The following is a 13,466-nucleotide window of genomic DNA, read 5'->3' as shown; positions in this document are numbered from 1 at the left end:
TAGATTAGGTATTTCTTCTTTTAGTGTATACGTTGTTAAATTTGCTATTACATTCTATTCCCACCTATAAATTACCTACTGTTCCATATTTAATTAACAAGCTATAACTCCCAATACTTCAATTTTATAAATCATAGGTATTGGGAGATTTGATTTAAAAGCTGTATGAATTGTTGATTATTTTGAAATTAAAATAAACAGACAAGCTTATACTATTTTTAAATCAGTCTTTTTCATCATAATTCCAAAAAGAACCACAATCTGTTGTACATGTATCTGACTCATCATATTCACATGGATCATCACTATCATCTTCACCACCAGAACCACAAGCCGCAGCTTCAGAAATAATTGCCAAAGAAGTTAAAGATAAGTATTCATTGTCTGATGATGATATATCTGTATTAGATGAAAAGCCTAACCCACTAAATGTAATACCTAATGCGATTGAAAAATAAATGAAAATTCTCTTTCTCATAATTGAAAAATTTAAATGATTTAAAAAAAATATATATATACTAGCTCGAGCTCTGATAAATGATGATATTCTGAATATACATCTCTCTTGATTAGATACTATTGGTAAGAAATTAATACTGACTGAATCAGATAAGTTTATATGATGCAAGTATAAGAATACTGAGTGCAGTTATATAGCACTCTACCTTTTTTTGTAGTTTTTATTTAAGGCTATCTTATAAAGTAAAATTTTCTATTTATCAGATTTACAATAAATGATTAATTATCATTTATAATAGTATTAAAACTCAATAACTATTTTGTATTATGGGTTTGAAATTTCTGCTTCCCTATAGATTTAGATATTTGTCCCTTGATTATTTCGTAAATACTATTTCTAGTATTCCATCCACATTTCTAATGTTAATCTTTAAACTCAATTGCTATTTGATGTTTTATTACTAAAACAAACTTTTAAATAGACACAAATACGTTCAAGACAAGAAAATTAATAATAAGTTGAAGCCTATTGAAGTAAGAAATAAATCTTTAGTTTCATTTTTTTTAAATATCTGTGAGTATTAAAATATTTACAAAGAGTCACTTTCTTGTTCAGTGTAATTTTTTATAAAAAAATTTCAAACATGTAATCTCGATAAAATGTCTACAATGTATTTTATCTAAATAACAGACTATAACTCCCAATACTTCAATTTTATAAATCATAGGTATTGGGAGATTTGATTTAAAAGCTGTATGAATTGTTGATTATTTTGAAATTAAAATAAACAGACAAGCTTATACTATTTTTAAATCAGTCTTTTTCATCATAATTCCAAAAAGAACCACAATCTGTTGTACATGTATCTGACTCATCATATTCACATGGATCATCACTATCATCTTCACCACCAGAACCACAAGCCGCAGCTTCAGAAATAATTGCCAAAGAAGTTAAAGATAAGTATTCATTGTCTGATGATGATATATCTGTATTAGATGAAAAGCCTAACCCACTAAATGTAATACCTAATGCGATTGAAAAATAAATGAAAATTCTCTTTCTCATAATTGAAAAATTTAAATGATTTAAAAAAAATATATATATACTAGCTCGAGCTCTGATAAATGATGATATTCTGAATATACATCTCTCTTGATTAGATACTATTGGTAAGAAATTAATACTGACTGAATCAGATAAGTTTATATGATGCAAGTATAAGAATACTGAGTGCAGTTATATAGCACTCTACCTTTTTTTGTAGTTTTTATTTAAGGCTATCTTATAAAGTAAAATTTTCTATTTATCAGATTTACAATAAATGATTAATTATCATTTATAATAGTATTAAAACTCAATAACTATTTTGTATTATGGGTTTGAAATTTCTGCTTCCCTATAGATTTAGATATTTGTCCCTTGATTATTTCGTAAATACTATTTCTAGTATTCCATCCACATTTCTAATGTTAATCTTTAAACTCAATTGCTATTTGATGTTTTATTACTAAAACAAACTTTTAAATAGACACAAATACGTTCAAGACAAGAAAATTAATAATAAGTTGAAGCCTATTGAAGTAAGAAATAAATCTTTAGTTTCATTTTTTTTAAATATCTGTGAGTATTAAAATATTTACAAAGAGTCACTTTCTTGTTCAGTGTAATTTTTTATAAAAAAATTTCAAACATATAATCTCTTTAAAATAAGTATAATCCCGATAAAATGTCTACAATGTATTGTATTTAAATAACAGACTGTAACTCCCAATACTTCAATTTTAAAAATTATAGGTATTGGGAGATTTGATTTAAAAGCTGTATGGATTGTTGATTATTTTGAAATTAAAATAAACCACTCTGCACTGAAAGTACAGGGTTTTGAATCCATTTCTGAGACCAATAAACAGACAGCTTATTCTTAGTTAAGTACATTTTTTAATATTCAACAAACTCATCCATATCAATAAAACTAGCACAATCTACTTTACACGTATCATCTGGATCAAATTCACAAATCACCCCACCATCATCTTCTCCACAAGCAGCAGCTTCAGAAATAATTGCCAAAGAAGTTAAAGATAAGTATTCATTGTCTGATGATGATATTGTGTTAGATGAAAAGCCTAACCCACTAAATGTAATACCTAATGCGATTGAAAAATAAATAAAAATTCTCTTTCTCATAATTGAAAAATTTAAATGATTTAAAAAAAAATATATATATACTAGCTCGAGCTCTTATAAATGATGATATTCTGAATATACATCTCTCTTGATTAGATACTATTGGTAAGAAATTAATACTGACTGAATCAGATAAGTTTATATGATACAAGTATAAGAATACTGAGTGCAGTTATATAGCACTCTACGTTTTTTTTACCTAAGTAAATGCCTATCGATAGAAATACTTATTTCGGAATAGCAATGGCAAGTATTGGATTCCTATTTTCTGTAAGTGTACTTGCAAAGTTTTGGAGCTGGCTAGAAGTAGAGATTTTTGCAGCATCTATCACATCACTCGGATAAATTACAGAAACCAGATGATTCGCATTTGTTGTTGCTACAAAAGGTGAAATGGGCACACTGTCTATGTCATTTTTGAATGGTGGCAATTCACCAATCGCGCAGTTTTTAACAGACAAATCTGTTTTATTGTAAAGCGAAATAACTGGACTTTTCTCATAAAGAGAATATAAAATTAGATGCTTATCTGTTTCTATTACTTCGCTCACAATGGCATAATTACCTATTTTCTCTTTATACTTCTGCAATTTATCTGGGTCTAAAATATCTTTAGGCAATGTTTTATCACCATAATCTATAAAGTACTTACTCTGTAATTCGTTTTCCGAGAAAGTAAAGATTGTATCGCTTAGCATTCTATTTACTAAAACCTCTCGGTTGTATTTCATAAATTGATTGAGTTTAAAATACATATTTACTTCTGAGTTAATGGAAGCATCAAAAAGTAAATAGCTGTCTTTAATTTTAGCTTCACTATCAGCCAGAATAATAGAATATAATTCTCCTTCTTGAGCCAATTTTGCATTTGTATTAAATGAAGCATCTAACAAATACTTACCTTTATCCAAATATTCCATTTTGTATGTTGGTGCTGGCTTCTCTTCTATAAATTCCCCATTATCAATTTTATAGTATTTCAAACTAACATCATCAGAGATCACCAAAGCTTGCTTTGCTTTATCTATAGTAAAATCTCTTAACCGAAGGTACTCACCAGGCCCTTTACCTTGCCTATCAATCTTGTATATAAAATCTCCATATTCATTAAAGCAAAACAGATTATCTTCTGTATCTGAAATAAAATATTGGTTATTATAATCCAGAATTTTAGAAACATCTGCCATTAAATCTGCATCACTAGTTTTTAAAGGAATGTAATAAATAGAATATACAATTTCTGACAATGCAATTTGATCTACCTTATTATCGAAATTGATAGGGACACTTATCACTTTTGAGCTATTTGAATTATTGTTATGCTGATTTGTATTAAAAGCATTTATATAGAGTAAAACAAATAGTGTAGTAAGTCTGATACTTAAATGTTTGATCATTAATAGAGATTAATGTAAAAATGATTTGCTGAAAAAATGTTGGTTTTTAATTAAAAATCGGATTAAGGCTTTCAAAAAAGTATGCGTAAACAAATTCTCATTTCTATACACAAATGATTAAAATAAGGTTACAAAATTTAGTTTTTACTCACCATACCTTCTTTAAAAGTATATCTAATAATCACTGGATTATCGTTTAAAGTTATTTTGCTCCACTTTTCTTTATCGGTTTCACTTAGCATTTCTAGCGATGGTCCAATAATGCCTAAATCTTGATTTGTTATTACTTGAGGTGGTATTACATCATAAATTCCACCGGCACATATATTTGCTGAATAAAAGTTACCACCCTCTTTAAACTGTTCAAAAAATTCAGACTGATCAGTTTGAGTGTTGTAGATAATATTGCCAAACTTTTGCTCTCCACCTTGTACAAAAAAGAATGAAGTGAAAACGTAGTTATTCGTAACTAATCTTGCTTGAACATTATAAGCTGCATTATCTTTATTATTTTCAATGTTTTTAAAATATTTTAAAAGAGACAAAACATCTTGATCTAATGGCAATTCTTCATAAAGATTGAAATTATATTTACCAAAATCCCACGTGTATTGACTTATTAAACTATCATTTTCATATTTATAAAAATGGTTTTGAGCAGCATCAGTATAATAAATATTACCATTAGATTTATATAGTGGCGTGTTTTGAGTTTTTATAGGAAAATTATGATGTAGAGCATCATAAAACTGTCTCAGTATTTCATCTTTACTTCTAGCGTATAATGAAAATACTTTTTCATTTGAAGCAGTATAAAATAAAACAGTATCAGGAGAAACATTTATAAAATTATGATAAGCGCTATTATCATTAGGTAAGCTGATTTCACTAATAAATTCTCCATCTAAATTGTAAACTAAAATAGCTCCTCTAGGATCAAGAAGTTCTAAATTATTTGTGTAAGGATTAATATTAAAATCGTAAACCAAAGTATATTCACCAGGACCTCTTCCAACTCGTTGAATTTTCTTAATAAATTTCCCTTTATCAGTAAAAATAAACAGCGCATTCTGGCTCTTATCCAATAAGAAAAATTTGTGATCATGATAAAGCGTTTTCCCCTGCCTAGCAATTAGAGAATTTTCATTAGTTTCTAAAGGTATAATTTCAATATTCGAAAAATAATCTTTAAAAGAAACCTCAGATGGATGATCTATATCGATAAACACTGCATTTTCAGCTTCTAATTTAGTGTACGTTGTTTCTTGATGTTGACACCCTAAAAGGCTAAGTATATAAATAAAAATTAAAAAAATGATCTTGTTTTTCATTAGCTAATTTTTTTGAAAGCAAGCTGGTAATTGTTATTAAAAAATGGACAAATATATAGTTGGTAACTAACTGACACGGCTAAACTAGTTATTCAAAGTGCAGTTTTACTGCATTTTGAAAATTTAATAGTTAATAATCTTTAAACTTCACTAAATAGATTACCGGGTTATCTGTTGGTTTTAGATTCTTTACTGTGGTTAAAAGAGTATCTGCTTTGAATTAAGGCATGTAGCTACAAACTAAAATACCCAATGGGATTTAAGCGATCGTTAAAGAAGCAGATCACTCTGTTATTTTCATTATCTATACAAAAGCTCCACACTTTGCTGCCTGTTTCTATTGTCTTTTGGTAATTCCCTTCCAAATCGAAAAACATGAGTTTGGTTGGTATATTCCCTTTGGGTGTATTGCTTTCATCAAATACAATACTTTCATCACCAATGTAAGCAGCAATAATGTTTGTATCCGTTATTTCTACACCAGAAAAAAAACTATGTCTGGGTTTAAATTTCTTACCCCAATTGGGTCCAAATACATTACGAATTAGGTTTCCTTCTAAATCACAAATTGTAATTAAATCGACATTGCGAAAGCATTTTACATATCGGTTTTTTGACTTAGACATGGCAAAGTTGAATCTAATCTTTTCAAGCTCATTAAATTCGAAACCAAATTTTTCTGTAGTATTATTTACAACATTGAGTTTAACAGTAGCCATGTTAAAGGTATTATTAGAAGTGGGTTCTATTCCAAGTCCAAGAGCGATACTATCGTTTAAAAAACTGAAATTTGTGATAAATAAACTTGGGTCTAGCTTTAACTTTTCTGTAGGTAAAAAAGATGGATTATTTAAAATACTATCTAAGGGAAATTTAAACAGTACTTCTTTTCCATGGTCTGGCACCCAAATTATTTTGCGCTGTTCATCTATACTTAAATTACCAATTCTCGAAATCTCTCCAGGACCTCTACCAAGTACACCAGTGCTAGTAATGTAATTAAAAGTATTCTTATTGAATATGTGTATCACTTCTGAGTTTAAAGCTTTGTTTTCTGCAACAATTAAGAAACTATCTAGTAAATGTAAATGCGACATTCCGAGCATTAGAGAATCTAAATCGACCTCAGTTATTTTGTCTGTTACATTGACGATTTCATCTCTTTCTGTTTGTGTAATTGCATTATCAGCATCTTTTGGGGTGCAAGCAATTACTAGTAAAATGATGGAAAGGATCGGCAGTAGCTTCATAATTTCAGTTTAATATCTATTTCAAGAAAGCGGCTAATCTGAATGTTGTACTTAATTGAATAGCATAAAAGTAAAGAAAGGCTCAATTATAGCCCCGAAAATAGAGAATTAATAAAGTCGGTATTTTTTATTATTTTATAACTATGGATAGAATAACAAAAGATACCGACATTAGAGAATATAGGAGAAAGTTAGTGGTTCGCTTATCGAAGAGAGGACTAAAACAACAAAGTATTGCAGAGGTACTTGAGTGTAGTCAAGGCTTAGTTAGTCAAGTTCTTTCCACTTATGAGCAAACTGGTATTTCTGGCATCAAAAAGAAAAAACATCCAGGAGCTAGCCCAAAACTTACCCTAGCTCAACAGCAAGAACTCCAAGCTCATTTAGTCAGAGGGGCTACTAAAGCTGGTTTTCCTACCCAAGGATGAACAAGGAAAAGAGTTTTTTGTCAGATAAAACAACTCTTTGATGTTGAGTATAGCCTTCAACATATTGGTACACTGTTACATCTATGGGGTTTTAGCTACCGGAAGCCTCCAAAGAAAGAACCCAGAAAAAATCCTAACCTCGTAAAGAAATGGAAAAAACAACGATTGCCTAATTTACTGAAAACAGCTAAAAAAGAAGGCAGGAAGGTCTATTATGGAGATGAAGCTTCTTTTTTTGTTACACCAAAACTACAAAAATGTTTTTTGCCTCAAGCCAATCCCTTTCCTGTTGAAATATGGTCAAAATCTTTTGAGCATATCTTTGTTTGTTCAGCCATCAGTAGTGAGGGAGATTTTACTTATACCACCAGTAAACAGCCTTACAAAGGGGAAGATATTGTCTGGTTCTTAGAACAGCTATTAGCAGATGAACCAGATCCCATTACTTTAATTTGGGATCAAGCAAGTGTCCATGATTGCAAAGCAGTACATCAGTTATTAGAAAAGTTACCAAAAGGAAGACTTAAATTGGTGAAACAACCTGCATATAGCCCAGAAGTAAATCCGGATGAACATGTATGGGCGTATATTAAAAATATTGATTTGAAAAATCTTGCCTTCAAATCATTGACAGATTTGAAGGACAAGTTGATGGATATTTTAGAAGATTTCTCAGATAGAAAACAACTCATTAGAAATTTCTTCCTTGACCAAAATGTAGCCTTTTATTAATTTTCTAGTTGCTTCCCTAAAATTTACCCTTTCTAATATATTTTTAAAGCTCAAATGTTACTAGGTTTTCTGCATTTGCATCAATACCATAGAATTTATTTTCAGCTTCGTCTATGGTGAAAGTTTGTATCTTGCTATCAACTTTATAAGCAGCAATTCGCTTGCCTTCCCAGTCGTATTTAAGCAAAAGTGGATTAAATTTCGCTTCTTTTTCTGCATCACTTTTACCAATATATAACAGGTATAAATACTCTTCACCTGCATACAAATTCTCAAATCCTCTTGGGTGATTTCTATCTACTGCTGCATATTGCCCCTGCTCATTATCTGCATAACCTTCTAGCTTAATAGATTTGCTCACTTCCTCTGCAAATACCTCTTCAACCTTATTATCGGTTAGGCTATAGATTTCAAAATTTCCAGTAAATACAGATACAATCGCGCATTTAGTTTTATCAGGCTTAATGTCGCAAAAACCTTGATAAACAAAAAATTTAACAGCTGCACTCAAATCGTTTTGCTCCATATTATCGGGAAAATCTGCACCTTTATAGAGCAAATCGCAATCGTTATTATATATCATAATTCTGGTTGCTTCTGTTCTTGGAATGCTTAAAAAAGAAGTACTATCAATTTCATAAACATAAGCCGGTGGTGGCGATAATAGCTCTTTTGATCTGTAAGTTAATTCAGCATCGTATTGAGGTGAAAGTGTAAATCTGTAAAAGGATTTTTTAGATTCTTCATAAGCAGATAAAGTTCTTCCATTCATGGTACAAAACAATGGTGGCAAATACTCTCCCGGCCCCTTGCCTATTGGTAATATACTTTTGATGTAAGAACCATCTTTGATATTCCAAACAGAGGCTGCATGCTCAGAATTGCTAGCACCCACCATAATTAATGTGGTATCTAATTTAAACAACTGATAAGGAGCTGATACAATCTCTTTTAAAGGTGTTAGCTCAACCTCTTTCTCAATAAAAGGAAATTTTTCTAAAAAATGTCTTACTTCCGAGTTTGTATAAACCTTATCACTTAATGTTGTTTTAACAGTTTCTTCTTCTACTACATTGGATGTTTTTTCATTTGTGCATGAGAAGATAAAAAGTGAGATGGTGACAGATAAAAAAATGAGTTTTTTCATGGTGAATAATATGCTATTAATAGATTTACTTTAAGGACTTATCAATTGTAAGCAAAACAAAAAAAGTGCTTAATTATAGTTAAAAGGTATTTTTTGCGTAATTATTTCTAGTAGTTCAGTTTAATTTTACCACTTAAACTACTTTTTATATTTCAATTATTTTACACGAAGTCTTAAAGCAAATTATTTACTTACTACAAATCAAAAATTATAATATTGGGTTGAGGATCACCACCTGTTAATGCATAAATTTTACCATCTGTTTCGTCTACATCAAACTGTTTAATTTTTCTATCTACTTGATAATGTTTCTGTGGGTTGCCCTCATAATCAAACACAAAAATATCTCCACAAGGATAACTTTTATCCCCTGAAAATAAGGCATAAAAAAACTCCTTACCAAAGGCAGCATCCAAATACATATATTTAGAGCTTTTATTATCAATTGCTAACAATGGAACTCCAGCAGAATAATCTATGGAGAATTTTGGCTCAAAATGTACCGGTCCTCTCAACGAGATAATTTCGTTATCTTTCTTTTTCAAAAGCTCTATTACATCTACATCTATTGATGCCAAAATAAAGTTTTCCCGGCTATTATCATTTTTAAATGTACCATTGTATAGTGCTGAAATTACATTATCTGGGGTCGGATTATCCCTCATATGTGCCCATGTATCGTAGAATTTAAATGGTCTACCCTTTTCGTTAAACTCTACAAATTTGTCTTTACCATAGCTCATTTTCATCATATAAGATGTGTCTGAAGAAAATGCAATATTATCACCTGAATACATTTTATTTTTCTTGCTATCGAATTCAATTACACTTTTAGTAAATGCTGTAGTTTGATTTACTGTGAATTCACTCAGTTGTTTTTCTTCGAGCTGATAAACCCAAAAACTTGTATCTGCTCCACTATCTTTTATGTTCCAAATATAACCTATCTCACCAGGGCCACGACCATTAACTCCCATTTTGTTAATTACTGTATTCGTTTTTTTATCCAATATTAAGATCGGAAAATCAGCTTTATCGTCACTTACCACAAGATAATCTTTTAAGTTTAAAATTCTTCTTGGATCTATAAAATCTGGAATATCAAGTTTTTGCCCTTTTAGCTTTTCTACTTCAGAAAAACTGTCGAAATCAAAGTTTATAATATGGTAATTTTCAGGGTGCTTATCTTCTGTACATGCCTGTAGAAGCAATAATAAAAACAGAATTTTAATAATGAATTTCATGTCAAATTATCTTTATACGACTTAAACTAAAGTCTTAGTTAAAACCCGCAATATATATCCGCAGAGTGCAGTTTTATAGCACTTTGCTATTTATTTTTTAAATACCTTAAAAAGGTTAAATATTGATTGTTGGTATTGTTTGTCTTCTTTAAATTGGAGTTAGATTACAATTTTTCAACTACAATTTATGAAGGTACTATCTTTTTTAATTACCACCTGTTTCTTATTTTTCACAAATATCTATACAGAAAATAGTGCTGAAAACCCCTACGCTCCTAATGAAAACACTATTAAATTAGATATCTCAAAAGCCATTACGGAGACAGAGCCTTTCTTAAGCAAATTGAAAATTACCAAGGTAGTTAAGCTAAAAGGAGATGTGGATACTTATATAAGTTCAAGTAGAAAAATAATTGATCGAGATAATAAAATCTATATATGCGATTATGAGGAGTCTAACTTAAGCATATTCGACTATGAAGGTAATTATGTATCGAAAGTCGGTGGTAAAGGCAGAGGACCCGGCGAATTTGATCGTATTTTCGACTTTACAATTTTAGATGATGGAAGATTTGTTGTAATCGATAGAAAAGGCCTTATGCTGTTCGATAAAAACAAACAGCATGTGAGTTCTAAATATCATAACCCCAGCCTGATTTGTCAGTGGCCTGATAATAAATTTGTAGTCTTTTTTGATGCAACCAAATATGCAAGAAGCTCTAGTAATCTAATAATATACGATACTAATTATAAGGTTATAGATGAGCTTTTTCCATACCCAGAAGAAACTAAAACTAATACCGCAGGATTTTTTGGGCTTGGTGGCATAGTAAATACGCCTTCTGGTATATTACTCAATGAGGCATCTTCACCAATATTTTACGAAATACATAAAGATGGAAATAGCTACCCTAAATATGAAATTACGGGGAATTCTAAGATTTGGCCTCACGAAGATAGATATAAACTTAAAGCATTTGCTAAAGAAACAAATGATGGTATAGCCATCTATCCCGCCTATCCATTTCGAGAAAATAACAATGCTTTTGTATTTTCTCTAGTACTAGAAGATAAAAAAATGCATACTTTTTTTTATGATAAAATAGAAAATAAACTTTACCAACCTGACCTACTAAATGAACCTTACTTGTATGCATTTTTTAGGACCGTATTTGGCTTTGGTGTAAATCAAAAAAACGAATTTATTATTCCTGTTTACATGAATAAGTTATATCGCAAATTGAATAAAGATGAAACACTAAAAACAGATATGGCAAAATACTTTCCAGAACTACTCACACTCGCTGAGGGTACAGACGAGTACAGCAATCCAGCATTGGTCTATTTTACTTTTGGAGAATGATTTTTTTTGCACAAAAAATAAATAACAGATGAAACTCATTTCATTCTTTCTCACATCTTGGTTCTTATTCAATCAATTTAGTTCAAATGATAAAGACCCCTTTGCTCCTAATGAAAACACCATAAAATTAGATATTTCAAAAGCGATTACCGATACAGACGCTTTCATAAGCAAATTGAAAATTACCAAGGTAGTTAAACTAAAAGGAGATGCCGACACTTATATAAGCGCTAGTAGAAAAATAATTGATCGAGATAATAAAATTTACATCTGCGACTATATTGAATCGAACTTAAGCATATTTGATTATGAAGGTAATTACCTTTCTAAAGTTGGTGCAAAAGGCAGAGGACCCGGTGAGTTTAATCGTATTTTCGACTTTACAATTTTAGATGATGGAAGCTATGTTGTAATTGATAGAAATGGGCTAATACAGTTTGATAAAGACAAAAAATATGTAAGTTATCTTTTCCAAAACCCTATTCAAATCTGTTATATGAAAGGAAATGAGTATGCTGTTTACTTTGGTGCTACTAAATATTCCAAAAGTACCAATCATATAATGGTATACGATACAGATTACAATGTAAAAGAAAAGTATTCTCCATTCCCAGAAGAAACAGAAGATGTGACTACCGGATTTTTTGATATCGGAGGCATAAAAGCCACACCTTTCGGCATGCTTTATAATGAACTATCTTCACCAGTATATCATGAAGTATTGAACGACGGTACAGTTTATCCTAAGTATGAAATTACTGGAAACGCTCATATCTGGCCATACGAAAAAAGGAATCGGATAAAGTCTTTTGCTAAAATGAAGTCTGAAGAAGCAAAAATCATTTATCCTTATTATCAATTTCAAGAAAACAGTAATGCTTTTATCTTTACTTTAACTCTAGAAGATCAACAGTTGCACACCTTTTATTACGATAAGATTTCTAAGAAACTCTATAAACCAGCACTTATGCAAGAACCATATATGGCCGCATTTTTTAAACCTATTTTTGGTTTAGGAATGAATCAAAAACATGAATTTATCATTCCTGTTTACATGAACTGGTTTTATAGAAATTATAATAAAAATGCAGAAACAAAAGCTGTACTCACTAAACACTTTCCAGAACTTCTCACACTCGCTGAAGGTACTGATGAATACAGCAATCCGGCATTGGTCTATTTTACTTTTGGGGAGTAATACTATACTTAAATCATAAAATAGATTAATTCCATGAATAATAGCATTTTATCGAAATCTCTTTTTGAGCCGCCTAGACATCTGTAAAGCCAAATTTTGACTCAAACTTGCCATTTGCTGTATAGATATAGCTGTTAGAAATTTTGCAAAATTTAATGGGAGCTCCATTGAGCTTCATTTCGTTAATATACTCTTGTGTTGAGCGTATTGAAAGGCCAAGTTTGTTACTAAGTTCTCTTCTAGAACCAGTTGATTTTAATCTGATGAGTTGATCGATTTTTAAATATCGATCCATTTGATCGTTAATTGACATGCTGGTTGAGTTTGTAGTTATTAAATAATTGCGATTTAAAATAGAGCTAAACTCTAATTTTTATCGCTAAATTTAGGCTATAAATGCAAATCACCAAATATTTAATCACTTATTTTTGGTAATTTTAATAACCGTTTCAAAGTTATGCTTCAAAATAAGACATTAAACTTTTTTACACGAACCAGCTTTTTGTAGGTACAAATCAGATTTTTAATAGATTGGAAAAGAAATACCTGAATGCACTTTGTATTTAACTTCTAATATTTCTTGTGCATTTATTCTTAAATTACTTACTTTTTAATATAAATATTTTATTACTACCTTTTTTTGATGACATATAAATCACAAAGATACTTTTGGTAATAATCCTATTAAATTACTTCTATTTTCACCCTCTTTTAAGCTATTTAGCT

Annotated in this window: 12 protein-coding genes and 1 pseudogene; 4 read left to right on the top strand and 9 right to left on the bottom strand. The window is 30.1% G+C overall.

Features of this window, described 5'->3' with window-relative positions:
- Window positions 1-223: 223 nt before the first annotated feature.
- The 6 genes from OQ292_RS25925 to OQ292_RS25900 form a co-directional block, all read right to left on the bottom strand.
- Window positions 224-478 carry a hypothetical protein gene (locus OQ292_RS25925; protein ID WP_284687092.1) on the bottom strand — a complete coding sequence of 85 codons (255 nt, stop codon included), beginning with the start codon at window positions 476-478 and terminating at the stop codon, window positions 224-226.
- A 795-nt stretch (window positions 479-1,273) separates the two neighbouring features.
- Window positions 1,274-1,528 carry a hypothetical protein gene (locus OQ292_RS25920; RefSeq protein ID WP_284687092.1) on the bottom strand — a complete coding sequence of 85 codons (255 nt, stop codon included), beginning with the start codon at window positions 1,526-1,528 and terminating at the stop codon, window positions 1,274-1,276.
- Between the two features lie 873 nt (window positions 1,529-2,401).
- A complete protein-coding gene (locus tag OQ292_RS25915) occupies window positions 2,402-2,650 on the bottom strand; it encodes a hypothetical protein (protein WP_284687091.1) in 249 nt (82 codons plus the stop codon).
- Between the two features lie 227 nt (window positions 2,651-2,877).
- Entirely contained in the window at window positions 2,878-4,047 is a 1,170-nt protein-coding gene (locus tag OQ292_RS25910; RefSeq protein WP_284687090.1) for a DUF4934 domain-containing protein, read from the bottom strand.
- Window positions 4,048-4,184: 137 nt separating this feature from the next.
- Complete coding sequence (locus OQ292_RS25905; RefSeq protein ID WP_284687089.1) at window positions 4,185-5,378, bottom strand: DUF4934 domain-containing protein; 1,194 nt, start codon at window positions 5,376-5,378, stop codon at window positions 4,185-4,187.
- 233 nt (window positions 5,379-5,611) lie between these two features.
- Entirely contained in the window at window positions 5,612-6,628 is a 1,017-nt protein-coding gene (locus OQ292_RS25900; protein WP_284687088.1) for a 6-bladed beta-propeller, read from the bottom strand.
- Window positions 6,629-6,771: 143 nt separating this feature from the next.
- On the opposite strand from OQ292_RS25900, the gene OQ292_RS25895 reads away from it, so the two are divergent.
- Both OQ292_RS25895 and OQ292_RS25890 read left to right on the top strand, forming a co-directional pair.
- A complete protein-coding gene (locus tag OQ292_RS25895; RefSeq protein ID WP_284687087.1) occupies window positions 6,772-7,056 on the top strand; it encodes a helix-turn-helix domain-containing protein in 285 nt (94 codons plus the stop codon).
- Between the two features lie 12 nt (window positions 7,057-7,068).
- Window positions 7,069-7,788, top strand: a pseudogene (locus tag OQ292_RS25890) (IS630 family transposase); the annotation flags it as partial.
- A 43-nt stretch (window positions 7,789-7,831) separates the two neighbouring features.
- Here OQ292_RS25890 and OQ292_RS25885 read toward each other — a convergent pair.
- Both OQ292_RS25885 and OQ292_RS25880 read right to left on the bottom strand, forming a co-directional pair.
- Window positions 7,832-8,935, bottom strand: coding sequence for a BF3164 family lipoprotein (locus tag OQ292_RS25885; protein ID WP_284687086.1), 1,104 nt, complete (start codon window positions 8,933-8,935; stop codon window positions 7,832-7,834).
- A gap of 194 nt (window positions 8,936-9,129) precedes the next feature.
- Window positions 9,130-10,179 carry a BF3164 family lipoprotein gene (locus OQ292_RS25880; protein ID WP_284687085.1) on the bottom strand — a complete coding sequence of 350 codons (1,050 nt, stop codon included), beginning with the start codon at window positions 10,177-10,179 and terminating at the stop codon, window positions 9,130-9,132.
- A gap of 187 nt (window positions 10,180-10,366) precedes the next feature.
- Between OQ292_RS25880 and OQ292_RS25875 the strand changes: the two genes are divergently transcribed.
- Window positions 10,367-11,542, top strand: coding sequence for a DUF4934 domain-containing protein (locus OQ292_RS25875; protein WP_284687084.1), 1,176 nt, complete (start codon window positions 10,367-10,369; stop codon window positions 11,540-11,542).
- Window positions 11,543-11,570: 28 nt separating this feature from the next.
- The gene (locus tag OQ292_RS25870) at window positions 11,571-12,740 is read left to right on the top strand and encodes a DUF4934 domain-containing protein (RefSeq protein WP_284687083.1); all 1,170 of its coding nucleotides are present in this window, start codon (window positions 11,571-11,573) and stop codon (window positions 12,738-12,740) included.
- A gap of 73 nt (window positions 12,741-12,813) precedes the next feature.
- On the opposite strand, the gene OQ292_RS25865 is transcribed toward OQ292_RS25870, so the two are convergent.
- Window positions 12,814-13,053: a hypothetical protein gene (locus OQ292_RS25865; RefSeq protein ID WP_284687082.1), complete on the bottom strand. Its 240-nt coding sequence runs from the start codon at window positions 13,051-13,053 to the stop codon at window positions 12,814-12,816.
- Window positions 13,054-13,466 lie beyond the last annotated feature (413 nt).

Origin of the sequence: Chondrinema litorale (assembly GCF_026250525.1) — a bacterium.
Classification (GTDB): Bacteria; Bacteroidota; Bacteroidia; order Cytophagales; family Flammeovirgaceae; genus Chondrinema; species Chondrinema litorale.
This window is presented reverse-complemented; position numbering and strand designations above follow the sequence as displayed.